The organism is Roseovarius halophilus (ex Wu et al. 2025), from assembly GCF_047086965.1.
The window spans coordinates 1-22,693 of sequence record NZ_JBKOTX010000042.1 but is presented as its reverse complement, the minus strand read 5'-3'; the positions used below and the strand labels follow the sequence as shown (position 1 = coordinate 22,693).

General features: G+C 63.2%; 23 protein-coding genes. 16 read left to right on the top strand and 7 right to left on the bottom strand.

Features of this window, described 5'->3' with window-relative positions; genetic code table 11:
* Positions 1 to 9: 9 nt before the first annotated feature.
* Genes ACH107_RS10880 through ACH107_RS10870 form a run of 3 tightly spaced genes read left to right on the top strand, consistent with a single transcriptional unit; the run spans position 10 to position 1,663 of the window.
* The gene (locus ACH107_RS10880) at positions 10 to 348 is read left to right on the top strand and encodes a DUF952 domain-containing protein (protein WP_412505884.1); all 339 of its coding nucleotides are present in this window, start codon (positions 10 to 12) and stop codon (positions 346 to 348) included.
* On the top strand, positions 345 to 1,403 hold the full coding sequence (locus tag ACH107_RS10875; protein WP_412505883.1) for a quinone-dependent dihydroorotate dehydrogenase: 1,059 nt from the start codon (positions 345 to 347) through the stop codon (positions 1,401 to 1,403). Before ACH107_RS10880 ends, ACH107_RS10875 begins: the two co-directional genes overlap by 4 nt.
* Positions 1,394 to 1,663, top strand: coding sequence for an ArsC/Spx/MgsR family protein (locus ACH107_RS10870; protein WP_412505882.1), 270 nt, complete (start codon positions 1,394 to 1,396; stop codon positions 1,661 to 1,663). The genes ACH107_RS10875 and ACH107_RS10870 overlap by 10 nt, the downstream gene beginning before the upstream one ends.
* A gap of 99 nt (positions 1,664 to 1,762) precedes the next feature.
* Here the strand turns inward: ACH107_RS10870 and rnc are convergent, their stop codons facing one another.
* The 3 genes from rnc to ACH107_RS10855 form a co-directional block, all read right to left on the bottom strand.
* The gene (rnc, locus tag ACH107_RS10865) at positions 1,763 to 2,446 is read right to left on the bottom strand and encodes a ribonuclease III (protein ID WP_412505881.1); all 684 of its coding nucleotides are present in this window, start codon (positions 2,444 to 2,446) and stop codon (positions 1,763 to 1,765) included.
* 6 nt (positions 2,447 to 2,452) lie between these two features.
* Positions 2,453 to 3,289 carry a signal peptidase I gene (lepB, locus tag ACH107_RS10860; RefSeq protein WP_412505880.1) on the bottom strand — a complete coding sequence of 279 codons (837 nt, stop codon included), beginning with the start codon at positions 3,287 to 3,289 and terminating at the stop codon, positions 2,453 to 2,455.
* 115 nt (positions 3,290 to 3,404) lie between these two features.
* The gene (locus tag ACH107_RS10855) at positions 3,405 to 4,124 is read right to left on the bottom strand and encodes a DUF1045 domain-containing protein (RefSeq protein ID WP_412505879.1); all 720 of its coding nucleotides are present in this window, start codon (positions 4,122 to 4,124) and stop codon (positions 3,405 to 3,407) included.
* A 124-nt stretch (positions 4,125 to 4,248) separates the two neighbouring features.
* On the opposite strand from ACH107_RS10855, the gene ACH107_RS10850 reads away from it, so the two are divergent.
* Positions 4,249 to 4,947, top strand: coding sequence for a fumarylacetoacetate hydrolase family protein (locus tag ACH107_RS10850; RefSeq protein ID WP_412505878.1), 699 nt, complete (start codon positions 4,249 to 4,251; stop codon positions 4,945 to 4,947).
* Positions 4,948 to 5,072: 125 nt separating this feature from the next.
* On the opposite strand, the gene ACH107_RS10845 is transcribed toward ACH107_RS10850, so the two are convergent.
* Entirely contained in the window at positions 5,073 to 6,755 is a 1,683-nt protein-coding gene (locus ACH107_RS10845; protein ID WP_412505877.1) for an acyl-CoA dehydrogenase family protein, read from the bottom strand.
* A gap of 146 nt (positions 6,756 to 6,901) precedes the next feature.
* Between ACH107_RS10845 and ACH107_RS10840 the strand changes: the two genes are divergently transcribed.
* Positions 6,902 to 7,672, top strand: a complete 771-nt coding sequence (locus tag ACH107_RS10840) for a sulfite exporter TauE/SafE family protein (protein ID WP_412505876.1) — start codon at positions 6,902 to 6,904, stop codon at positions 7,670 to 7,672.
* Positions 7,673 to 7,879: 207 nt separating this feature from the next.
* Here ACH107_RS10840 and ACH107_RS10835 read toward each other — a convergent pair whose 3' ends face one another.
* Complete coding sequence (locus tag ACH107_RS10835; RefSeq protein WP_412505875.1) at positions 7,880 to 9,478, bottom strand: phosphoenolpyruvate carboxykinase; 1,599 nt, start codon at positions 9,476 to 9,478, stop codon at positions 7,880 to 7,882.
* Positions 9,479 to 9,825: 347 nt separating this feature from the next.
* Between ACH107_RS10835 and ACH107_RS10830 the strand changes: the two genes are divergently transcribed.
* From ACH107_RS10830 to ACH107_RS10800, 7 genes are read left to right on the top strand one after another with little or no spacing between them, the layout of a single operon-like run.
* The gene (locus tag ACH107_RS10830; RefSeq protein ID WP_412505874.1) at positions 9,826 to 10,527 is read left to right on the top strand and encodes a response regulator transcription factor; all 702 of its coding nucleotides are present in this window, start codon (positions 9,826 to 9,828) and stop codon (positions 10,525 to 10,527) included.
* Entirely contained in the window at positions 10,527 to 12,239 is a 1,713-nt protein-coding gene (locus tag ACH107_RS10825) for a sensor N-terminal transmembrane domain-containing protein (protein ID WP_412505873.1), read from the top strand. Before ACH107_RS10830 ends, ACH107_RS10825 begins: the two co-directional genes overlap by 1 nt.
* Before the next feature lie 3 nt (positions 12,240 to 12,242).
* Complete coding sequence (locus ACH107_RS10820) at positions 12,243 to 12,695, top strand: HPr kinase/phosphorylase (protein ID WP_412505872.1); 453 nt, start codon at positions 12,243 to 12,245, stop codon at positions 12,693 to 12,695.
* A 16-nt stretch (positions 12,696 to 12,711) separates the two neighbouring features.
* Positions 12,712 to 13,614, top strand: a complete 903-nt coding sequence (rapZ, locus tag ACH107_RS10815) for an RNase adapter RapZ (RefSeq protein ID WP_412505871.1) — start codon at positions 12,712 to 12,714, stop codon at positions 13,612 to 13,614.
* A 41-nt stretch (positions 13,615 to 13,655) separates the two neighbouring features.
* Entirely contained in the window at positions 13,656 to 14,048 is a 393-nt protein-coding gene (locus tag ACH107_RS10810; RefSeq protein ID WP_412505870.1) for a PTS sugar transporter subunit IIA, read from the top strand.
* A gap of 12 nt (positions 14,049 to 14,060) precedes the next feature.
* A complete protein-coding gene (locus tag ACH107_RS10805; RefSeq protein ID WP_412505869.1) occupies positions 14,061 to 14,339 on the top strand; it encodes an HPr family phosphocarrier protein in 279 nt (92 codons plus the stop codon).
* Between the two features lie 11 nt (positions 14,340 to 14,350).
* Positions 14,351 to 15,268, top strand: a complete 918-nt coding sequence (locus tag ACH107_RS10800) for a lysophospholipid acyltransferase family protein (RefSeq protein WP_412505868.1) — start codon at positions 14,351 to 14,353, stop codon at positions 15,266 to 15,268.
* A gap of 6 nt (positions 15,269 to 15,274) precedes the next feature.
* Here ACH107_RS10800 and ACH107_RS10795 read toward each other — a convergent pair whose 3' ends face one another.
* Positions 15,275 to 16,522, bottom strand: a complete 1,248-nt coding sequence (locus ACH107_RS10795) for a glycosyltransferase family 4 protein (protein ID WP_412505867.1) — start codon at positions 16,520 to 16,522, stop codon at positions 15,275 to 15,277.
* 148 nt (positions 16,523 to 16,670) lie between these two features.
* Here ACH107_RS10795 and leuS point away from each other — a divergent pair, with 148 nt between their 5' ends.
* The 4 genes from leuS to ACH107_RS10775 all read left to right on the top strand — a co-directional run bounded on the left by leuS (position 16,671) and on the right by ACH107_RS10775 (position 22,135).
* Positions 16,671 to 19,394 (top strand): leucine--tRNA ligase, encoded by a 2,724-nt coding sequence (leuS, locus tag ACH107_RS10790; RefSeq protein ID WP_412505866.1) that lies wholly within the window; start codon positions 16,671 to 16,673, stop codon positions 19,392 to 19,394.
* Complete coding sequence (gene lptE, locus ACH107_RS10785; protein WP_412505865.1) at positions 19,381 to 19,875, top strand: LPS assembly lipoprotein LptE; 495 nt, start codon at positions 19,381 to 19,383, stop codon at positions 19,873 to 19,875. The genes leuS and lptE overlap by 14 nt, the downstream gene beginning before the upstream one ends.
* Positions 19,872 to 20,897, top strand: a complete 1,026-nt coding sequence (holA, locus tag ACH107_RS10780; protein WP_412505864.1) for a DNA polymerase III subunit delta — start codon at positions 19,872 to 19,874, stop codon at positions 20,895 to 20,897. The genes lptE and holA overlap by 4 nt, the downstream gene beginning before the upstream one ends.
* A 695-nt stretch (positions 20,898 to 21,592) precedes the next feature.
* Positions 21,593 to 22,135 (top strand): recombinase family protein, encoded by a 543-nt coding sequence (locus tag ACH107_RS10775; protein ID WP_412505863.1) that lies wholly within the window; start codon positions 21,593 to 21,595, stop codon positions 22,133 to 22,135.
* 143 nt (positions 22,136 to 22,278) lie between these two features.
* Here the strand turns inward: ACH107_RS10775 and ACH107_RS10770 are convergent.
* On the bottom strand, positions 22,279 to 22,693 hold a 415-nt coding region (locus ACH107_RS10770), incomplete at its 5' end, for a hypothetical protein (protein WP_412505862.1).

The following is a 22,693-nucleotide window of genomic DNA, read 5'->3' as shown; positions in this document are numbered from 1 at the left end:
AAGCGACCCATGCTGATTTACAAGATCTTCCGCGAACACGAATGGCAGGCGTTGCAGGATACCGGTGCGACCGATGGGGCACCGGTGGATATCAAGGATGGCTACATTCATTTCTCGACCGCGGCACAGGCCGCTGAAACCGCGGCCAAGCATTTTGCCGGTGAAGACGGGCTGGTTCTGCTGGCCGTGGCAACCGGCGGATTGGGGGATTGTCTGAAATGGGAGGTCTCGCGCGGTGGCGCGCGGTTCCCGCACCTGTATCGTGAATTGCGCATCGAGGACGTGGAATGGGCGCGGCCAGTGCCGCTGGTGGACGGACGGCACCGTTTCCCGCCGGAGATGGTATGAAGGCGGTCGAGCAACTGGGATTGCGGACCCTGCGCGGGCTGGACCCCGAGCGCGCCCATGCCGCGGGTCTGATGGCGCTCCGTGCGGGCCTGGTGCCCTTGTCCGGTTTGGTGACATCACCCCGGTTGCGCACCGAGGTCGCCGGCCTTCGTCTTGTCAACCCGGTCGGGCTCGCGGCTGGTTTCGACAAGAACGCCGTGGCGCTTTCGCCGCTGTCGCGCGCCGGTTTCGGTTTTCTCGAAGTGGGCGCCGTCACGCCAAGGCCCCAGCCGGGCAACCCGAAGCCAAGGCTTTTTCGTCTGCCCGAGGATCGCGCGGTCATCAACCGGTTCGGTTTCAACAACGACGGAATGGAGGCGGTCGCGGCGCGGCTGTCCGACAGGCCGCGCGATGCAGTCATCGGCCTGAACCTTGGGGCCAACAAGGACAGCGCGGACCGTGCCGAGGATTATGTCCGCGTTCTTTCCCATTGCGGTCGCTACCTCGATTTCGCAACGGTCAACGTCTCCAGCCCGAACACCGAGAAATTGCGTGATCTGCAGGGGGCCGAGGCCCTGAGCGCCTTGCTGGCGGGCGTCATGGAGGCCCGCAACACGCTGCCCTCGCCGATCCCGGTTTTCCTGAAGATCGCCCCGGACCTGAGCGATGACGAGCTGTTGGAGGTGACGGACGTGGCGACCCGCAGTGGTGTCGCCGGGATCATCGCGACGAATACCACGCTGAGCCGCGACGGATTGACAAGCGCGGCCCAAGACGAGGCCGGTGGGCTTTCGGGCGCGCCGCTGTTCGACAAATCCACACGGGTTGTCGCCCGGCTTTTCAACATGACGGACGGAATGATGCCCTTGATCGGCGTGGGCGGCATAGGGTCGGCCGAGGACGCGTATGCAAAGATACGCGCCGGGGCGAGCGCGGTGCAGCTTTATTCGGCCCTGGTCTATGGCGGGCTGTCGTTGGTCGCCGGGATCTCGCAAGGGCTGGACCGCCTGCTGGCGCGGGACGGGTTTGCCTCCGTGGCGGAAGCGGTCGGAACCGATACGGAAGCATGGCTGTGATCACGATATGGCACAATCCACGATGCAGCAAATCGCGTGAGGCGCTCGCGCTTCTCGAAGCGCACGGAAAGCAACATTCGGTCAGACGATATCTGGATGACGTTCCCACGGTCGAGGAAATCGGGTTGACGCGTGACACGCTCTGCTGTCTCGCGATCGAGATGATACGCAAAGGTGAAAGCCTGTTCCGGGAGCTGGAGCTGTCGAAAGATGATGACGACGAGGCCCTGATCGCGGCAATGGCATCACACCCGAAATAGATCGAGCGCCCGATCGTTTTCGTGGGGTCTCGCGCCGTTATCGGGCGGCCGCCGCAGCGCGTGCTGGACATTCTGTAGCGCTGACTGCGCCCGGAGCGCTCAGCCTTGCGAGAGGCGCTGCAACAAGGCGCGCGCGGCCGCCTGTTCGGCCTGCCGTTTCGAGCCGGCCGTCGCGCTGTCGGCGGCCCCGGTTTCAAGCCGCGCCTCGATCGTGAATAGTGGGGCGTGATCCGGGCCGGTACGGGCGGTTTCGACATAGGCCGGCGGGGCCAGCCCGCGCGACTGCGCCCACTCCTGAAGGGTCGTCTTGGGATCGCGCGCGTCTTCCTTGACGGTTTGTACCCGCTTGCCCCACAGCCGCAAGACCAGCTTCTTGGCGGCCTCGAAGCCGGCATCGCGGTAGACGGCGGCGATCACCGCCTCCATGGCGTCACCCAGAAGGGCCTGCTTGCGCCGGCCGCCTGACATCATTTCGGAACGGCCGAGTTTCAGCACCTTGCCGAGATCGATTTCCCGAGCGACCTCCGCACAGGTTTCCTTGCGAACCAGTGCATTGAACCTCGGGGCCAGCTGGCCCTCGGCGGCAGTGGGAGCCTCTTCCAGCAGGGCCTCGGCCATCACCAGCCCGAGAACCCGGTCGCCCAGAAATTCGAGCCGCTGATTGTCATCGCGCGTTGCGGAGGCCATCGAGGAATGCGTGACCGCGTGGATCAGCAGGTCGGCACGCGCGAAGTCATGTCCCAGGCGGGTCTGAAATTCTTTCAATTCCCCCGAAAGCTTCATGGCCGGTCAATCCAGTTTTTCGAAAAAGCGGTCGCCTCGCCATGTCCAGAAGAAGAGCATCGAGCGTCCGGCAGAGGAGAAGACAACACGACCCGCCCGTCCGATCAGGTTCTCGTACGGGACGAACCCGACGCCGCCAACTGCCTGTGGAAACCGTGAATCCGTCGAGTTGTCGCGATTGTCGCCCATGAAGAAATAATGGCGCTCCGGCACGTGGAAAACCCCGGTATTGTCGGAACGCTGCGTGCCGATGTTCAGGATGTTGTGGCTCCGCCCGCCGGGCAGCGTCTCGATGAAGCGGGACTTGATGCAATCCGCGCCTTGGCCGACAACGCCGTTCTCGCAGCGGGGGCGGATGCCCATGGGCCCCTGCGTTTTGAAAGTCTCCACGAAGTTCCCCGCCGCTTCCAGCTCCACCGGCTCGCCATTGATATGCAGGACGCCGTCCTTCATCTGGATACGATCGCCCGGAAGGCCGACAACCCGTTTGATGAAATCCGTTCCGTTCACCGGGTGTCTGAAGACGATGATGTCGCCGCGCTCGGGATCACTGCCCATGAGGCGCGTGTTGTCGCCATCAAGGAAACCACAGATATCCTTGGCGTCGATCTCGATACCGAGGCTCTGGATGCGGATCGTGGGGCAGGAGGCGTAGGAATAACCGTAAGCCATCTTGTTCACGAAAAGGAAATCACCGATCAGCAGGGTGTCTTTCATCGAACCTGACGGGATCCAGAACGGCTGAAAGAATATGGTGCGGAAGATCCCCGCGATGAGCAGCGCCCAGAAAACCGTCTTGATCGTTTCCCAGACAGCGCTCGATTTCTTGGCGTCCGATGCCATGCCGGCCTCCGCTTTCGGTATCCGGGGCTACATGCGGCGCCCGCGAACAGGTGTCAAGGCGCAGCACAAGCCCCGGAAACGGCGGAACCGACATGACATGTGCCAAGAGGCGCGTTCACCCGCGCAACGCGTGGGACCGCACCACCCGGAACATGCCGTCCTGACCTTCGCCGACGAGGCTCAGCGCCCCGACGGGAAAGGGACACGGCAGCAGGTGGTCAAGATTCCGGTGCAGAACATCGCGGACATTGTCACGCAAGGAACGCGGCAATTTGCCGGTCAGCGTGATATGAAAGCGAAACTCTTCCATCACGTAGGGATACCCCCATTGGTCAAGCAGGCGCTGCTGGACCGGAGAAAGCCTTGATGTACGCCGTTTCGCCTTTTCCCCGTCCGTGAGGGGCGCTCGCAACTGATCAAGCTCCTTGACTGCCCGCGCGGCCAGTTCGTTGATGCCGGCACACTCGCCCGATGGCACGAGGGCCAGAAAACTTCCGAGCCGGGCAATTTCCAGCCCGTCCAGCATGACCGGAGCCGAGTCTGCGCAGAAAGCGGCCAAGGCATCGTTCAGCGCATCGGGCGATGCGCCGTCGGCCAAACGAAAGGGAGGTTTGATCGTCGCGTGCAGCCCGTATTTGCGCGGGGTGGCCGTTATTTCGGCACGGTCTGCGGCAAGCCCGCCGACATCCGGTACGGGCGGTATGGTGCCGCTGACGGCATCCCATCCCAGCCAGCCGTTTCCGAAATGCGAAAAGGGCCCCGGTGCCGGTACGAAGTAGATGGCGTAGCGTTTGAAACTCATTGCGTGTCCGAAAGCTTGCTGTGCTTGTCGCATGGGCAGGGTCCTGTTGACACAAACGGCGGGCGCCGCCAACCGATCGGTCACGCCGCCTTTTTGACATGATCCGGATAATCGCCCATAGATTGCGCCGGCGTACCGCCCACAAAACGGAGTTTTCATGACCTACCCGATGTTCGAGCGTCCCGCCGCCCCCGACGTGCCGGTCAGCGGGCAGGATGCCGTATTCCCGGTCCGGCGGGTGTTCTGTGTCGGGCGCAACTATGTCGCGCATGCCGAGGAAATGGGCAACGAAGTTGACCGAGAGGCGCCTTTCTATTTCACGAAGTCAGCCCATGCGATCTGCCTGTCTGGCAGTGAAATTCCCTATCCGCCGGGCACGTCCGATTGTCATTATGAAATGGAATTCGTGGTTGCGCTCGGCGGGTCTGCGTTTCGGGTGAACGAAACCGATGCCATGAATGCCGTTTTCGGTTATGCATGCGGCATCGATCTCACGCGGCGTGATCTGCAGGCGATTGCCAAGTCGAAAGGCCGCCCGTGGGACCTTGGCAAGGATTTCCAGAATTCGGCGATCATCGCACCGATCAGCCCTGCCAAACGCTTCGGTGCCATCGGCGAGCAGCGGATCAGCCTGAGCTTGGACGGAAACCCGGTGCAGGAGGCACGTTTGAATGACATGGCATGGTCCGTGCCCGAACTGATCTCGCACTTGTCCCGGTATTACCATTTGCAACCCGGCGACCTGATATATACAGGAACGCCCGCCGGCGTCGGCCCGGTTGCCCCCGGGAGCGAGCTTTGCGGCAGGATAGATGGCCTCGACGACCTGACTCTGGCAATCGGTCCGGCGGAATAAAAACCGTGGGAGGCGCGCGGTTTCAAGGAGATTTTGGGCGGGCCCTAGGTAATGCCCAAACGGCATACTCCGGGCGCACCGGCCTTGCCGTGCGCCCGGATCGCTGGCCGTGATTCAACAGCGGCTCAGCCCATGAGACGCCGCGCGATGACTTGCGCCTGAATTTCCGCTGCGCCCTCGAAGATGTTGAGGATTCGTGCGTCGCACAGGATACGGCTGACGGGATACTCTAGGGCGAATCCGTTACCCCCGTGGACCTGAAGAGCATTGTCAGCGGCCGACCACGCAACGCGTGCCCCGAGCAACTTGGCCATGCCCGCTTCGAGATCGCAGCGGCGGTCGTTGTCCTTTTCCCACGCGCTGAAGTACGTCAGTTGGCGCGCCACCATGATCTCGACGGCCATCATTGCCAGCTTGCTTGACACGCGCGGGAAATCGATCAGGGCCTTGCCGAACTGCTTGCGGTCCTTTGCGTATTGCATGGCGCTATCCAGCGCCGACTGCGCCACCCCGACGGCGCGCGCCGCGGTCTGGATCCGGGCCGATTCGAAGGTTTCCATCAGCTGCTTGAACCCTTTCCCCTCCTCAAGGCCCAACAGGTTCTCGCCTTTCACGTGGAAATTGTCGAAGCCCAGCTCGTATTCCTTCATCCCCCGATAGCCCAGAACCTCGATCTCGCCGCCCGTCATGCCGGGTGTGGGAAACGGGTCGTCATCGGTGCCTGGGGTCTTCTCGGCAAGAAACATGGACAGGCCGCGGTGATCGGTCGTGTCGGGCTTGGTCCGCGCAAGCAATGTCATGACATTCGTCCGGGCCGCGTGCGTGATCCATGTCTTGTTGCCGGTGATATTCCAGTCACCGCTGTCGTCCTGAACGGCGCGCGTGCGAAGGCTGCCCAGATCGGAGCCGGTGTTGGGTTCGGTGAACACGGCTGTCGGCAGCGTTTCACCGCTGGCCAGCTTGGGAAGCCATTTCTGCTTTTGATCCTCGGTGCCGCCGGCAAGGATGAGTTCGGCCGCGATCTCTGACCGGGTGCCCAGACTGCCGACGCCGATATAGCCTCGCGAAAGTTCCTCGGAGACCACGCACATCGACGCTTTGGACAAGCCCAGCCCGCCGTACTCCTCGGGTATCGTGAGGCCGAAAACGCCCATCTCGGCAAGTTCATCAATTACATCGAGCGGGATCAATTCGTCCTTCAGGTGCCAGTCATGGGCATGCGGGTCGATCCTGTCGACCGAATAGCGGCGAAACTGTTCGCGTATCATTTCCAGTTCGTCGTCCAAGCCGCTCGCCCCGACGGTGATTTCCGCGGCACGTTCCTGCATCAGTTCCACCAGGCGCGTGCGAGCGGCTTGCGTGTTCCCCGCCTGCATCAGGGTCAGGACAGCGGCGTCGGACAGGATATGTTCAGGGCTCAACCCGAAATCGGTCAGCCGGACGATCTCGCCCTGGTTCATCTGAATGCCGCCGTGGATCTGGGCGAGGTATTCGCCAAAGGCAATCTGGTGAATCAGTTGCTCGACTTCCCCGAACTTCCCGGCTGTCTGCAGGTTCTCGGCCCAGTTTTGCATCTGCCGCAGGGATTCGACGTAGGTGGCCAGCCACGCCAAGCCGTGTGCCGCTGTCTGGTTGTCGTTGATCGCGCTGCCCGAGACACGGCCATCGACCGTAACCATCTGGCTTAACGCCTTTTTCGCTTTCTCAAAAACTGTTTCCGCCGGCTTGAAAGCCGCCCCGGTCAAGGCGAGGAGGCCATCGAGAATGATCGGGTTTGCCATTGCGGCATCCTGTCCGTCATGCGCCATGTGTCACATCCTTTTTCTGTTGTGCCCTGTCTAACCATTTCGCAGTTGCAGCGCAACTATTATACGCGTGAGGGTGCGGAGTTGATCATTTGTTGCGTGCCCATTTTTCGGCTGCGCATCATCCCTGAGATGGTATCACGGCAGCCATGGAAAATTTCTTGGACCTGTCGGTGGTCGCTTGGGGTGCTTGCCTTGGAGTTGCGGTGGGGGCCGGTTTCGTCAAGGGGCTGGTAGGTTTCGCCATGCCGATGGTGATGATCTCGGGGCTGAGCTCGGTGGTGGCGCCGGAATTGGCGTTGGCGGGCCTGATCCTGCCGACCGTTGTCACCAACCTGTGGCAGGCATTGCGGCAAGGTCCCCGCGCCGCGGTCTATTCCATGAACAAATTCAAGACGTTCCTTGGCGTCGGTCTGATTTTCCTGCTCGCCTCGGCGCAACTGGTTCGGTTCATCGACGGCGCCGCTCTGCTGCTGTTGATCGGGGTGCCTATCAGCCTTTACGCGGTTCTGACACTGGCCGGTCTGACGTTGCGCCTGCCAAAGGGCGCAGGACTCAAAGCCGAAGCCGCAATTGGCGCTGTAGCCGGTTTTTTCGGGGGAATTTCAGGTGTTTGGGGGCCGCCAACGGTTGCAATGCTGATGGCGCGGGAAACCGAAAAAGGCGAGCAGATGCGCGTGCAGGGCGTCATCTACGGGTTGGGTGCGCTCGCGTTGACGGCTGCGCATCTGGGGTCGGGGCTGCTCAACGCGGCCACCGCGCCATTTTCGCTGGCGCTGGTCGTGCCGGCCATCCTGGGCTTGTGGCTGGGGTTCCGCCTGCATGACAGGATCGATCAGCCGGCTTTTCGGAAGGCCACCTTGGCGGTGCTGTTGCTGGCGGGGCTGAACCTTGTCCGGCGGGGGCTGATGGGGGGCTGACACCATGCGTCTGACAAGCCTTCGGCATTGCATCGGTATCGCGTCCGTAGTGCGACGGTGTGCAGGACGCGCCCGCCGCCGCTGTTGCGACGTCATGCCGCGATGCAGCGGATGCGGGGCAAGGGCGCGATGCCGCACCGGAAACCGGGAAGGCAAAGGCCGGGTAACCCGCCCTGCCCTCGCTTGCCGGCACGGGCGGGTGCTCGTTCAGCCGATGGCGACCGCCTTCACGTCGTCGTCGATGAAGGGCAGGTATTGATCGAAGTTGTCCGCGAACATCTGCACCAGCTTTGCCGCCTGCCGGTCATAGCTGTCAGGTTTGTCCCACGTGCGCCGCGGATTCAGCAGAACCGTGGGCACGCCCGGCGCATCGACGGGCACCTCGAACCCGAAATTCGGGTCCTTGCGAAATTCGACGTTCGACAGCGATCCGTCCAGCGCGGCCGTCAGCAGGGCGCGCGTCGCCTTGATCGGCATCCGTGAGCCGACACCGTAGGAGCCGCCCGTCCAGCCGGTATTGACCAGCCAGCATGTCGCGCCGTGCCTTGCGATCTTTTCCCGCAACAGGTTGCCGTAGACCTCGGGGCGCCGCGGCATGAAGGGCGCACCGAAGCAGGTGGAGAATGTCGGCTCGGGCTCGGTTATCCCGCGTTCGGTGCCGGCCACCTTGGACGTGAAGCCCGACAGGAAATGATACATCGCCTGCGCCGGGGTCAGCCGCGCGATCGGCGGCAGCACGCCGAACGCATCGCAGGTCAGCATGATGATGTTTTTCGGGTGTCCGCCGATGGCCGTCTTGGAGGCGTTCGAGATGTATTCCAGCGGGTAGGCGCAGCGCATGTTCGCGGTAAGGGAATCGTCCTCGAAATCCAGCTCCAGCGTCTCTGGGTCATAGACCATGTTCTCGATCACTGTACCGAACTTGGTGGTCGTCGCGTAGATCTCGGGTTCGGCTTCGGGGTCGAGATTGATGGTCTTGGCGTAGCAGCCGCCTTCGAAGTTGAAGGTGCCACGATCGGACCAGCCGTGTTCGTCGTCGCCGATCAGCGTGCGTTCGGGATCGGCCGACAACGTGGTCTTGCCGGTTCCCGAGAGCCCGAAGAAAACGGCGGTGTCGATCGGGTTGTCATTTGCATGATTGGCCGAGCAGTGCATGGGCATGATGCCCTTTTCGGGCAGCAGGTAATTGAGCAGCGTGAAGACCGATTTCTTGTTTTCGCCGGCGTACTCGGTGCCGCCGATCAGGATGATCTTGCGATCGAAGTTCAGCGCGATGACCGTTTCCGAGCGGCAGTCGTGCTTTGCCGGGTCGGCGCGGAATGTCGGGCAGTTTATGACGGTGAAATCGGCGATGAACTTGTCGAGGGCGTCGCGATCGGGTCGGCGGAGCAGGTGGCGGATGAAAAGCCCGTGCCATGCCAGTTCGGTGATCATGCGCACCTTGATGGCATTGGCGGGGTCGGCGCCCCCGGTGAGGTCCTGCACGTAATAGGTGCCGCCCTGCATGTGGGTTATCATGTCCTGGTAGAGCGCGTCGAAACCGTCGGGTGACATCTCGGCGTTGTTGTCCCACCAGATCGTGTCGGCGACGTTGTCGGTCCTGACCACGTGCTTGTCCTTGGGGGAGCGCCCGGTGAACTTGCCCGTGGAGACGAGGAAGGTGCCGCCACGGCCGAGCTGGCCCTCGTCGTTCTTGAGCGCGGCCTGGATCAGGGACGGCTCGACCAGGTTGTAATAGACATTGCCAAGCCCGGTGATTCCCTGATCCTCAAGCCGGAATTGCGGGTTTACCCGTCCGAATGTCATTATCTCAAAGCTCCTGTAGCATTTAACCGGGGCGATGGCGGTGCCGCGGCGTCCGCGTTGGCGCTGTGACCCGCCCGATGCGCGGGTCATAACATGACGGTTTTGCGAATGAACAGGACGCTTTTAGGCAGTTAGCGCAATCAAATCCAAGTTAGCGCAACCAGCCGTTTGTCCCCGCGCGGGTCTGTTCACGTGGCCCGTGGCTATTCAGCCGATGGTTACGAAATTCCGGTTCGATCATTCGCGAAAGACGGGCCGATTCGCAGTTTGGGATTGATCGGCAAGCCAAAAAAGGCGCATAATGGTGAAAAAAATAAGGCAACCAGAGCAGAACAAGGAAATTTCCCATGCCGACAATCGCCCTTGTGGACGATGACAGGAATATACTGACATCGGTATCCATGACCCTCGAGGCAGAGGGTTTCGAGGTAGACACTTACAATGACGGCCAACAGGCATTCGACGCCTTCAGCAAGAAATTGCCGGACATGGCCGTTCTGGACATCAAGATGCCCCGCATGGACGGCATGGATCTGTTGCAGCGTCTGCGGCAGAAATCCTCGATGCCGGTCATTTTCCTGACCTCCAAGGATGACGAGATCGACGAGGTGCTCGGCCTGCGCATGGGCGCCGACGATTATGTCAAGAAGCCTTTCAGCCAGCGGCTGCTAGTGGAACGTATCCGCGCGCTGCTGCGCCGGCAGGATGCGGTGGCCGGCGACATCGTCGGCGATACCGAGGAAACCAAGGTGCTGGAGCGTGGCGAATTGCGGATGGACCCGCTGCGCCATGCCGTCACGTGGAAGGGTCAGGACGTGTCGTTGACCGTGACCGAGTTCCTGTTGCTGCAGGCGCTCGCGCAGCGCCCGGGCTTCGTCAAGAGCCGCGATCAGCTGATGGACGTGGCCTATGACGACCAGGTTTACGTCGATGACCGCACGATCGACAGCCACATCAAGCGGCTGCGCAAGAAACTACGCATGGTGGACCCTGAATTCTCGGCAATCGAGACGCTTTATGGTATCGGGTACAGGTACAACGAAGAGTAATGGCCCTGGCCGAGAGGATTGACGTGCGCGACATGGCGTCGCATCGGGACGATGACGTTGTGCTGGGCGATGATTTCGTTGCCCCCGACAACATCGTCGAGGACGAGCTCCGCGCCCGCCGTGAACGGCGCGGCGTCTTCTCGCTGCGGGAATCCTCGCTGACGCGCAAGATCATCACGTTCAACCTCATCGCGCTGAACGTGCTGGTGGCCGGCATCCTGTACCTGAATTCCTCACGCGACAACCTTGCGCTGCAGCGCGCCGACAGTCTTGTCGGCGAGGTCGAACTTGTCGCCGACCTGTTCGAGGCGATGATGCCCGCGGGCGCGCCGGTGAGCCTTGCGACCGGGGACGGCATATCGCCCGGGGCCACGCTGGAGCGTGTGTCGCTGCGCGATGGCGTCGAGGCGTTCATTCTCGACACGCAGGGCACCGTCGTGGCGCGCACCGTCGGCACCGAGGTCCGGCCGGCCGCGAGCATCACGCCGCGGTCGACCGTCATCACGGACGCGTTGAATTCCGTCTGGAACTGGATTTCGGCGCCTTTCGCCACGGTCATGTCGGGGTCACCGCCCCCGCCGGTGGAGGAAAGGCTGAAGGAACTGGCGCGCGAAGCCCTGACGGACGGGACGCAGGTGCGCACCCAGACACTGGAGGGCGGCACGGTTTTGTCCGTGGCGACGCCGCTGGACCGTGACGGCAACCCGGTCGGCGTGGCGGCCCTGGTCAGCCCCTCGGGCGAAATCGACATGCTGGTGCGCTACGAACGCGAGCGGGTGCTGCGCATGTTCATCATCGCCACGCTTGTTTCCATCGGGTTGAGCCTGATCCTCGCCTCGACCATCGCCAACCCGTTGTCGGACCTCGCCTCGGCGGCCGAGATCGGGCGCGCGCGCAGTGGCAACCGCGGCAGCGGCGGGCGCATCCGCATCCCCGACCTGACGGCGCGCCCGGACGAGATCGGCAGGCTGAGCGGCGCGCTGCGCGGCATGGTGGGCGCGCTTTACCACCGGATAGACAGCAACGAGCAGTTCGCCGCGGATGTCGCGCACGAGATCAAGAACCCGCTGGCGAGCCTTCGAAGCGCGGTGGGAACGATGCGCGTCGCCAAGAGGGCCGACCAGCGCGAGAAGCTGCTCGAAGTGATCGAGCACGACGTGCGCCGGCTGGACCGTCTGGTCAGCGATATCTCCAACGCGTCGCGGCTCGACTCCGAGCTCGTGAAGGAAGAGCAGGAGCCGTTCGACCTGCTGGAGATGCTGCGCAATCTCACCGCCTATCTCGGTGAGGAGGCAAAGAAAAGGGACGTCGAGTTCATCACCGATTTCCCCGCCAACCCGATCATCATCACCGGGCTGGAGGCGCGGCTGGCGCAGGTTTTCGTCAACCTCATCACCAACGCGATCAGTTTCTGCGAGGAAGGCGACGCGATCCGGGTCTGGGCGCGCAAGCGTGAAAACCGGGTTCTCGTCGTGGTCGAGGACACCGGGCCGGGCATCCCAGAGCAATCGCTGACCAAGATCTTCCAGAGATTCTACTCGCAACGCGACGAGGGCGAATTCGGGAACAACTCGGGACTTGGGCTGTCGATCTCGAAGCAGATCGTGGAAGCGCATGACGGGGTGATCTGGGCCGAGAACATCCGTCCGACCGATGCCGACATCACCTCGGACCCGCTGGGCGCGCGTTTCGTCGTGGGCTTGCCCGTCTGAGCAATGGCGTGCCCGGGGCCTGCACAGCCGCAGCCGGAAGATCTGACGACGGTCCATGCAAGCTGCGTGGCCGTTGCCGGCCGGGGTGTCCTCATCCGGGGGGCGTCCGGCAGCGGGAAATCGGCGCTGGCGTTGCAGCTCATGGCGTTGGGCGCGGCGCTCGTGGCGGATGACCGCACGCGATTGTGGCGCGATGGGTCCCGGGTTCTGGCGGGTTGCCCGCCCCGGATCGCGGGCCTGATCGAAGCCCGCGGGGTGGGCCTCCTTTCGGCTGATGCCTCGGGCCCGGTGCCTGTTGCGCTGATCGTGGACCTCGACAGGACAGAGACGGAAAGATTGCCGCCGCAGCGGCAAGCCCCGTTGCTGCAAACCCCCGTCGCGGTGCTGCACGGGCAGCCGGGGCGTCATTTTCCCGCGGCAATCATGCTCTATATCACAGCGGGAAGGGTAGCTTGAAAAGGAGGCCGGGGAGATGACCCCGCGTGACAGTTTCCATCGGTTGGTCCTCGTGACGGGGCCGTCAGGGGCGGGCCGCACCACGGCGATACACGTGCTTGAGGACCTGGGCTACGAGGTCATCGACAACCTGCCCCTGTCGCTGTTGCCGCGCCTGCTGGCGGGGCCGGACATCGACAAGCCCCTCGCCCTTGGCGTGGACGTGCGCAACCGCGATTTCTCGACCGCCGCATTGATCGAGGCGATCGACAGGCTGGGCGCCCCGTCCGAACCGGCGGAGCGCCCGCTGGAAGTGCTGTACCTGGACAGCAACGCCGATGTCCTGTTGCGGCGGTTTTCCGAGACACGGCGCCGGCACCCGCTGTCCCCGGGTGAAAACGCGGGCGTCGGGATCGAGCGTGAGTTCGATCTGCTGGGGCCGATCCGCGCGCGCGCCGACGTCCTGATCGACACGTCCGAGTTGAGCCCCCATGACCTTCGCGCGGAGCTGGAGCGATGGTACCTGCCGCGGGGCGCCGGGCGGCTGGCGGTCTCGGTCCATTCGTTTTCCTACAAGCGCGGCCTGCCGCGCGGCCTCGATATGGTGTTCGATTGCCGTTTCCTGCGCAATCCCTACTGGGACGAGGCCCTGCGCGCCAAGGACGGCCTCGCCGCCGAGGTGGCGGCGCATATCCGCGACGATGCGCGGTTCGCCGCTTTTCGCGACAAGACCCATGACCTCGTTTCGCTGATGCTGCCCGCCTGCGAGGAAGAGGGCAAAGCCTATCTTTCTATCGGTTTCGGATGCACCGGCGGGCAGCATCGCAGCGTGGCCATGGCGGAAACTTTGGCAAAGGCCCTTGCGGATGACGGCTGGCGGGTGTCAATAAGGCATCGGGAGCTTGAACGTCGGGACAAGCTGCAGGCCAAGGCGACGTGACCGACGGCCGGGAAACGAGCGAGAACAGGAGAGCGACGGTATTGATCGGTATCGTTATCGTGGCGCATGGCGGGCTTGCGGCGGAATACCTTCGTGCGATCGCACATGTCGTCGGCGATCAGACGGGTATCAGGGCGATCTCGATCGAGGGCGACCATGACCGGGCGGCCAAGCAGGCCGAGATTTGCGCGGCGGCGGACGCGGTGGATCGCGGACGGGGCGTGGTGATCGTGACCGACCTTTTCGGGGGCTCGCCCTCGAACCTGTCGCTGAAGGCGTGCATGCCCGATGATCGCCGCATCCTGTTCGGCGCGAACCTTCCCATGCTCATCAAGCTGGCCAAGAGCCGTGACAAGCCCCTCGCGGATGCCGTGCGCGCCGCGCTGGACGCCGGGCGGAAGTACATAGACAGCCACAACGTGTCGGCGCAATAGATCGAAGGACAGATGACCGGGAAAGAGACGCGGCAGTTGCCGATCGTGAACGAAAAGGGCCTTCATGCGCGCGCCGCGGCCAAGCTGGTCGAGGTCGTGGAAGGATTCGACGCCACGGCCGAGGTCACGCTGGACGGCCAGACCGCCGGTGGCGACAGCATCATGGGGCTTTTGATGTTGGCAGCCTCCAAAGGAACGACTATTGACGTGCAGATATCCGGCCCCGATGCGGCGGCGTTGGCCGATGCGCTGCAAGCGCTGGTGGCCAACAGGTTCGGCGAGGACATGTGAAAGGCGCAGCCATGCGCGATGCGACGGGAACCAACGAGGTGCCGGACAAAAGGACCGAGGGCGCAGACGGCACGGGCGGTGAAACGGTGCAGTTCACCAAGTATGACCGTCGCAGTCTGACCTATGCAAATTCCTTCGACACGCCTTTCGCGGCACGCGTCATCCGGACAGTGGAATGGTTCACCGGCAAGCTGACAATCCTGCGGATGATCCGCGCGTTCGAGAAACGCGGGGCGCCGGCGGGGCAGCCTTTCTGGCGGGCTGCTCTAGAGACGATGGGGATCGACCTTCTGACGCCGGATGAGCAGGTCCGGCGCATCCCGCGCGAGGGGCCTGTCGTGGTGGTGGCCAATCATCCGCACGGGCTGGTCGACGGGATGATTCTTGCCGATCTGATCGGGCGGCGGCGGACCGATTACAAGATCCTGACCCGGGCGTTGCTGACCGGTATCGACGAGGTCGCGGCGTCCTACATGATATCGGTGCCTTTCCCGCATGAGCCCGACGCGCAGCGCAAGAGCGTGGAGATGCGGGCCAAGGCGATGGCCCATCTCAAGGATGGGGGGCTGATCAGCGTCTTCCCGTCCGGCGTCGTGGCGTCGTCGGACACGTGGTTCGGCCCGGTGCAGGAGCGGGAGTGGAACGTCTTCACCGCCCAGATGATTCGCCGGTCGGGTGCGACGGTCGTGCCGATCTATTTTCCCGGGGCGAACACCCGGGCCTACCAGATCGCCAATTGCATCTCGCCCACCCTGCGGCAGAGCTTCCTGTTGCACGAGGTCGTCAAGAGCTGCAATCGTCCGCAGCGGCCTGTGGTGGGCAGGCCCGTCGCGGCCGAGCACATGCGCCTTCTGCAGAAGGATCCACGCGGGTTCATGTCATGGCTGCGCGAGCACACGCTGGCGCTTGGTCAGGACGCGGACGGGTAGGTTCCTTCAGCCCGGCGCGGTGTCCATGAGCGACGTGACCCAGTTGACCTGTCGCGGCAGGCAGATGCTGTTCAGGTCGTAATCGCTGCGCATGAGATCGCGCGCGGCAGTTCCGAGGCGTCGGCGTGCATCGGCGTCGTCCAGCAGGTCGCAGACCTGCTCGACCATGGCATCGCCATCGAAGAAATCCACGAGTCGCCCGGTGGTGTCATGGCCGATCACCTCGCGCACGGGCGCGGTGTCGCTGGCCACGACGGCGGCGCCACAGCTCATCGCTTCCATCAGGCTCCAACTCAGGACGAAGGGATAGGTCAGGTAGACATGCACGCGGCTGACCTGCAGCAGGCGCGTGAACTGGCCATAGGGGATGCGGCCAAGGAAATGCACGCGGTTCCAGCTGGGTGTCGGAATCCGGCCCCGGACCTCGTCGATGAAGATCTGCTTCCAGGTCTGGCCGTTGGGCGGGCGCGCGCCGTAGCTGACCTCGTCACCGCCGACGATCAGCACCCTGGCGTTCGGCCGTTCCCTCAGCAGGCGGGGCAAGGCGCGCATGAAGACGTGGTAGCCGCGATAGGGTTCGAGGTTGCGGTTGACGAAGGTGATCACCTCGTCCTCGCGGCTGACCTGCAGCTTGTCCTCGAGCGTCAGGCGCACGTCGGGGTCGGGGACGTTGTGTGCCGTGTCGATCCCGTCATGCGACACGGTGATGCGGTCGCGGAACTCGGCCGGGAAGGTGTCGGCCTGGAACCGTGTCGGGCTGATGCCGGCGGTTGCGGCGGGAAAATGCAGGTGATTGTTGAGGTTCTTCATGCGGATGCGCAGCACCTCGGTCGTCGTGTCGGCCTTCTGGAACTCGGGATCGAAGTTGAGATGCGGATACTCGGCGTGATGATACAGCTCGCAGTAAAGCCCGATGCGCGCCTCCGGCCAGACATCGTGCAGGAACATCGACTCGCCCCAGCCCGGATGCGCGAGGATGAGGTCGGGCATGAAGCCCGCCTGCCTGAGCTTTGTCGCCGCGTGAAAGCACGCTTCGCCGCGCGTCACCTTGGTGTCGAGGTCGACAAGCCACGGATGCACGTTCTGCCCGGACCCGCGCGAGAGCTTGTAGGGCAGCACGCGCACGCCCTGCCACGTGGTGGCTTCCTTGACGCGCAGCGTCAGCGCCACGCATTCGTGCCCCTGGCTGGCCAGAAGCGGGGCGAGGTGCTTGTACTGTCCCGGGAAATTCTGATGGATGAAGAGGATTTTCATTGGAGATGATCGCCCGATGCCTTTCGCGCCGTTATAAGGCCGATCCGCCCCCCTGCAAAGAGCCGGATTCTGTGCACGGAGTCTGGACCCTGCGCCGATCTGCGCCTATCACGCGGGCGACGCAAGGATCATCAGAAAGGTCGTGGCCATGTCGCGTTACGCAGCCGCCGATATCGAGGCGAAATGGCAGGCCGCCTGGGACAAGGCGGATATCTTCCGGGCCACCCGCACCGCGGACCGGCCCAAATACTACGTGCTGGAGATGTTTCCCTATCCGTCGGGGCGCATCCACATGGGCCATGTGCGCAATTACACGATGGGCGACGTGATCGCGCGCTACAAGATGTCCACCGGCCACAACGTGCTGCACCCGATGGGTTGGGACGCCTTCGGGATGCCCGCCGAGAACGCGGCGATGGCCAGCGGCGGCCACCCCAAGGACTGGACCTATGCCAACATCGCGGACATGCGCGACCAGATGAAGCCGCTCGGGCTGTCGATCGACTGGACACGCGAATTCGCCACCTGCGACCCGGAGTACTACGGACAGCAGCAGGCGTTGTTCCTCGATTTCCTCGAAAAGGGGCTGGTCTACCGCAAGGAGGCGGTCGTGAACTGGGACCCGGTCGACATGACCGTTCTGGCCAACGAGCAGGTCGAGAACGGCCGCGGCTGGCGGTCGGGCGCGGTGGTCGAGCGGCGCGAGCTGACGCAGTGGTTCTTCCGCATCTCGGATTTCGCCGGCGATCTGCTCGACGCGCTGGACGGGCTGGAAAACTGGCCCGCCAAGGTGCGGCTGATGCAGGAAAACTGGATCGGCCGATCGCGCGGACTGCAATTCGCCTTTTCCCTGATCGACGGCCCCGACGGCCATGACCGGATCGAGGTTTATACCACCCGCCCCGACACCCTGAACGGCGCCAGCTTCATCGGCGTGTCGCCCGATCACCCGCTGGCGCGGCAACTGGAGAAGGACAACGCCGATCTGGCGGCGTTCAACGCCGAATGCCGCCGCATAGGTACCTCGGAGGAAGAGCTTGAAAAGGCCGAGAAGCGGGGTTTCGACACCGGGCTGCGCGTGCGGCATCCTTTCGACAACGCGTGGGAACTGCCGGTTTACGTCGCCAACTTCATCCTGATGGACTACGGCACCGGCGCGATCTTCGGCTGCCCCGCGCATGACCCGCGCGACCTGGATTTCGCGCGCAAGTACGAGTTGCCCGTCACCTCGACCTTCGAGCCGGAAACCCCGGGCGAGCCGTATACCCGACCCGAGGACGGGGGGACGGCCTTCGTGCCTCCGAAAACCGAGAAGGTCCGGTATGTCAGGGGGGTCGCCGGCGACGAGGTGCAGACGGGCGATCAGGCGATCGACGCCGCCATCGATTTCTGCGAGGCCCGCGGCGTGGGCCAAGGTGTCACCAAGTACCGCCTGCGCGATTGGGGCCTGTCGCGCCAGCGTTACTGGGGCTGCCCCATCCCCGTGGTGCATTGCGACACCTGCGGCGTGGTGCCCGAGAAGAAGGAAAACCTGCCGATCCAGCTTCCCTATGACGAGGGCGGCACACCGATCGATTTCTCGGTACCCGGCAACCCGCTGGACCGTCACCCGACATGGCGCGATTGCGCCTGCCCGGCCTGCGGCGCGCCCGCCACGCGCGAAACCGACACGATGGATACCTTCGTGGACAGCTCGTGGTACTACGCGCGCTTCACCGCGCCGCGGGCCGAGACGCCCACGGTGATGGAGGAGGCCGAGTACTGGATGAACGTGGACCAGTATATCGGCGGCATCGAGCACGCGATCCTGCACCTGCTCTATTCGCGCTTTTTCGCCCGGGCGATGCATATCTGCGGCCACCTGCCCGGGAAATCGCGCGAACCCTTTGACGCGTTGTTCACGCAAGGCATGGTGACGCACGAGTGCTATCAGGGTGCGGTTCGCACGCAGGCTGCTGATGGAAATAATCTGGGTAGCTTCAGAGTAAAGTTTTACTATCCGGACGAAGTTGTTCGGTTCGAGGTAGAAGGCAAGCCTGCTGCTATGCCGAAGGAATTCGTAAGACGGCAAGGAATTGACCCGACTGACGCCAACGCGCTGAGAAAGGCGTGGAATACTCATTGGATAATTGACTCGGTGGGTGACGAAGAGCCGAAGCTCGGGATCATCCCCTCGGCCAAGATGTCGAAATCCAAGAAGAACGTGGTGGATCCTGTCACGATCATCCGGGAATTCGGCGCCGACACCGCGCGTTGGTTCGTGTTGTCGGACAGCCCACCCGAGCGCGACGTGGAATGGACGGAAGCCGGCGCCGAGGCCGCGCACAAGCACCTGACGCGGGTTCATCGCATCGTGTCCGAGATCGCGCAGAGCGCTGAGGGCGAGGAGACAGCCGAGGACGAGGCGCTGCTGCGCGAGATGCACAAGACCATTCACGAGGTCACCGGCGGGGTGGAATCCTTCGGCTTCAACGCCGCGATCGCCAAGCTCTATGCCTTTACCAACACGCTGGCCAAATCCAGGGCGGGCACGGGGGCCAAGCGGCAGGCGGCGCGGGCCCTCGTGCAGCTCATGTCGCCGATGACGCCGCACCTGTCGGAAGAGCTTTGGTCGATGCTGGATGGCGCGGGATTGGTCGCGCAGGCCTCGTGGCCGGTGGCCGACGCGGCGATGCTGGTGGACGAGACGATCACCCTGCCGGTTCAGATCAACGGCAAGCGACGCGGCGAAATCAGCGTGCCACGCGACATGGACAAGGCCGAGGTTGAAAAAACCGCGTTGGCGGCCGATGCTGTGGTCAAGGCGCTGGAAGGGGCCCAGCCCAAGAAGGTCATCGTCGTCCCCGGCCGGATCGTGAATGTCGTCATTTGACCGCCGCAAATTCCTGCTGACGGGCTGTGCTGCCGGGCTGGCGGGCTGCGGGTTCACCCCGGCCTACGGGCCGGGCGGCAGCGCCGCCGTGCTGCGCAATGCCGTGCGCGTGGACGCCCCGGACAGCCGAGACGGCTTTCAACTGACCCGCGCGCTCGAAACCAGGCTGGGCCGGGCGGCGGATGCGCGTTACGGCCTGTCGTACTCGATCCGTACCACGGCAGACCCGATCGCGATATCGGCCAACAACGTGACCCTGCGCTACAACCTGTTGGGGAACGTCACCTATGCGCTGCGCGATCTCGACGACGGTGCGGTTGTCACCAGCGGCAAGGCCGAGAGCTTCACCAGCTACTCCGCCTCCGGCTCCACCGTGGCGACGCAATCGGCCGAGCGGGACGCGCGCGCCCGGTTGATGACCATCCTCGCCGAGCAGATCGTCACCCGCCTGATCGCCGCCGCGCCGGGGCGGCCGGCATGAAGCTGTCGGGCCGCGCGGCGCCGGGATATTTCGCCAGGCCCGAGCCGCAGCGAACGGGGCTGCTGATCTACGGGCCCGACGGGATGCGGGTGGCCCTGCGCCGGCAGGAGGTCATCGCCGCGCTGATCGGCCCCGCGGGCGAAGAAGAGATGCGCCTGACCCGCATCCCGGCTGCCGAGCTGCGCAAGGACCCGGCGCTGTTGATGGACGCGATCAAGGCGCAGGGGTTCTTTCCGGGGCCGCGCGTGGCCTTTGTCGAAGACGCGACCGAGAGCGTGGCCGCCCCGATCATCGAGGCGGTGGCGGCATGGACCGAGGGCGATGCGCAGATCGTCGTGACGGCGGGACAGTTGAAACCCGCCTCGAAGCTGCGCAAGCTGTTCGAGGGGCATCCCAACGCCTATGCCGCCGCGATCTATGACGATCCGCCCTCGCGCGAGGAGATCGAGGCGTCGCTGCGCGCGGCCGGCCTGCGCGACGTGGGAAGCGACGCGATGCGTGACCTGACCGCCCTGTCGCGGGAACTTGATCCGGGAGATTTCCGGCAGACAGTTGAAAAGATTGCGCTTTACAAGCTGGGCGACGAGGGGCCGCTGACCCCGGAGGACGTGCTTGCCTGCGCCCCGAGCTCCACCGAGGCCGACCTCGACGATGTGCTCAACATCGTGGCGGAGGCCCGTACGGGCGAGATCGGGCCGGTGATGCGCCGGCTCAGGGCGCAGGGGGTGCAGCCGGTCGGGCTGTGCATCGGCGCGACCCGGCATTTCCGCACGCTGTACGCCGCGGCGTCCGATCCGGGCGGTGCGGCGCAGGGGATCGCACGGGTTCGGCCGCCCGTCTTCGGCCCCCGGCGCGACAGGATGCTGCGGCAGGCGCAGAACTGGGGGGCGGCAAGGTTGGAGACGGCCCTGACGCTGCTGACCGATACCGACCTGAAGCTGCGGTCGGCCGGGCAGCACGGGCCGGCGATGGCGCTGGTCGAAAGGACGCTGATCCGGTTGGCGATGCTGGCCGGCCGCTGAACGCGAATTACGGTCAACAGCCCGATCGACGGGATTTTCAAGCGTCGGCTTGCAATCCAGCCGTGATCGAGCTGGCTCGACAAAGCCCGTCGAAGGGAGAGCCATGACCGCTGCAGCCGGAACAGCAAGGCTGGTCGCACGGAGTGCGGCCAGGAGGCCGGCGACGCGGATCGCGCCCATGCACGGTCATGTGCACGGGGCGCCCCATGCGTGCCCGTGGCCGGTTGACCCCGCCGTTGCGATAGCCCGATTGGAGCGGACCAGGGGGCGCCAGGTGGCCCTGTGCGTGCCAACGGTGGGCCATGGCCGCCCCGGTGATGGATCTGCGCCCTGGGCTGGTCCCGTGCGGCCCGGCCAGCCGTTTCCGAGCGCCTGCGCCACGTCCTGCACCCTGTGCGCGAAAGCCGTTGGGACGGGCCCCGTGTCCTTGCTGTGGACATCACGTCGCCGTCGCAATCCGTAAACGCACTCCTCGACGGCGACGCCTTCGACAAGTAGCGACACGCCCCTGACCATAGCTGAGGCCAAGCGCCGTTTGGCGCGGTCGTTGGGAGTTGATGCTGAAAAAGTGAAGATCGTAGCCTAGTGGCGCTGTTACTGTGTTACTGATTTTGGGGTAACATCAGACTGTTTTTCCTTCCTGTTGTGACCGAATCATTGTAGTCTAGTATCAAATGTTACTAAAGGAGAATGTCATGGCTACTATCGGATACCGTCGCGTCAGTTCAGAAGGCCAGAACCTTGATCGTCAGGAACTGGGTGACTTGGATAAGGTGTTTGAGGAAAAGCAATCAGGTAAATCCGCCAAGGATAGGCCCGCCCTGCAAGCTATGATCGACTATGCCCGCGAAGGTGATAGCGTTGTTGTCTACTCCATCGACCGCCTTGCCCGTGACCTCAGAGACCTTCAGGACATTATCCAGACCCTTAACGACAAAGGCGTTGCTATCAGCTTCTTGTCTGAGCGTCTGACCTTCAGCGCCGCTGCCGACGATGCATTCGCCAAACTACAACTACAGATGATGGGTGCCTTCGCTGAGTTTGAACGCAACATCATTCGTAAGCGCCAAGCCGAAGGGATTGCCAAAGCCAAGGCCGCTGGGAAGTTCAAGGGCGGCAAGAAACGGATCGACCGCGATCAAGTCCACAAGCTCCGCTCTGACGGTCTCAGCACCTACAAGATTGCAGAACAGATGGGCATCTCTCGAATGTCAGTTCATCGCATCCTAAATGGGTAAATACTGCTGACCTAGTATCTTGGGGTTCTCTATTTAGGCGTAGGGAACCCTTAGATTCACACAGCTAGGGATTGCGTTGGTCTGGTAAGGCCCCCAATTTTTAACAGAAAAGAATTACCTCACATATGCCAAGTACAGGCGTGCTAATCACATGAAACAGCAGCTTGCGTAATTACGCCTTTATTCAGGATTGAACTCGGTATGACAGTGCAGCCTGTTGCCGCTTCAATAGCCAATACATTTTTTCTGTAGTCGTTAGGATCCAAGTAGCCGCCATCCCAAAAGAACTCTTCTTCTCTCGCCTGATATGCATTTGGTTGAGCGTTCATCTTGAAGACCAAGTGAGCCTCGCCCTCGACTACAACCTTTTGTTTACTTTGATAGTCGGCTGCACAAGCCACCAACCCAGTAAACGCAGCAAAAGCAATAACTGTTGATTTTCTCATGTCTGACGTCAGCGCCTTTGGGACAGATTTGAGGTTTTCGTAACGGAGGATTTCTGGTTCATCGCAGCCACCAAGGAGCGAAGATGAACAAGAAATCCGGAACATCGAAGGA

Coding starts and splice junctions, on each gene's coding strand:
- ACH107_RS10880 (WP_412505884.1), top strand. CDS start 10: ATGCTGATTTACAAGATCTTCCGCGAACACGAATGGCAGGCGTTGCAG.
- ACH107_RS10875 (WP_412505883.1), top strand. CDS start 345: ATGAAGGCGGTCGAGCAACTGGGATTGCGGACCCTGCGCGGGCTGGAC.
- ACH107_RS10870 (WP_412505882.1), top strand. CDS start 1,394: ATGGCTGTGATCACGATATGGCACAATCCACGATGCAGCAAATCGCGT.
- rnc (WP_412505881.1), bottom strand. CDS start 2,446: ATGAAGCTTTCGGGGGAATTGAAAGAATTTCAGACCCGCCTGGGACAT.
- lepB (WP_412505880.1), bottom strand. CDS start 3,289: ATGGCATCGGACGCCAAGAAATCGAGCGCTGTCTGGGAAACGATCAAG.
- ACH107_RS10855 (WP_412505879.1), bottom strand. CDS start 4,124: ATGCGACAAGCACAGCAAGCTTTCGGACACGCAATGAGTTTCAAACGC.
- ACH107_RS10850 (WP_412505878.1), top strand. CDS start 4,249: ATGACCTACCCGATGTTCGAGCGTCCCGCCGCCCCCGACGTGCCGGTC.
- ACH107_RS10845 (WP_412505877.1), bottom strand. CDS start 6,755: ATGGCGCATGACGGACAGGATGCCGCAATGGCAAACCCGATCATTCTC.
- ACH107_RS10840 (WP_412505876.1), top strand. CDS start 6,902: ATGGAAAATTTCTTGGACCTGTCGGTGGTCGCTTGGGGTGCTTGCCTT.
- ACH107_RS10835 (WP_412505875.1), bottom strand. CDS start 9,478: ATGACATTCGGACGGGTAAACCCGCAATTCCGGCTTGAGGATCAGGGA.
- ACH107_RS10830 (WP_412505874.1), top strand. CDS start 9,826: ATGCCGACAATCGCCCTTGTGGACGATGACAGGAATATACTGACATCG.
- ACH107_RS10825 (WP_412505873.1), top strand. CDS start 10,527: ATGGCCCTGGCCGAGAGGATTGACGTGCGCGACATGGCGTCGCATCGG.
- ACH107_RS10820 (WP_412505872.1), top strand. CDS start 12,243: ATGGCGTGCCCGGGGCCTGCACAGCCGCAGCCGGAAGATCTGACGACG.
- rapZ (WP_412505871.1), top strand. CDS start 12,712: ATGACCCCGCGTGACAGTTTCCATCGGTTGGTCCTCGTGACGGGGCCG.
- ACH107_RS10805 (WP_412505869.1), top strand. CDS start 14,061: ATGACCGGGAAAGAGACGCGGCAGTTGCCGATCGTGAACGAAAAGGGC.
- ACH107_RS10800 (WP_412505868.1), top strand. CDS start 14,351: ATGCGCGATGCGACGGGAACCAACGAGGTGCCGGACAAAAGGACCGAG.
- ACH107_RS10795 (WP_412505867.1), bottom strand. CDS start 16,522: ATGAAAATCCTCTTCATCCATCAGAATTTCCCGGGACAGTACAAGCAC.
- leuS (WP_412505866.1), top strand. CDS start 16,671: ATGTCGCGTTACGCAGCCGCCGATATCGAGGCGAAATGGCAGGCCGCC.
- lptE (WP_412505865.1), top strand. CDS start 19,381: ATGTCGTCATTTGACCGCCGCAAATTCCTGCTGACGGGCTGTGCTGCC.
- holA (WP_412505864.1), top strand. CDS start 19,872: ATGAAGCTGTCGGGCCGCGCGGCGCCGGGATATTTCGCCAGGCCCGAG.
- ACH107_RS10775 (WP_412505863.1), top strand. CDS start 21,593: ATGGCTACTATCGGATACCGTCGCGTCAGTTCAGAAGGCCAGAACCTT.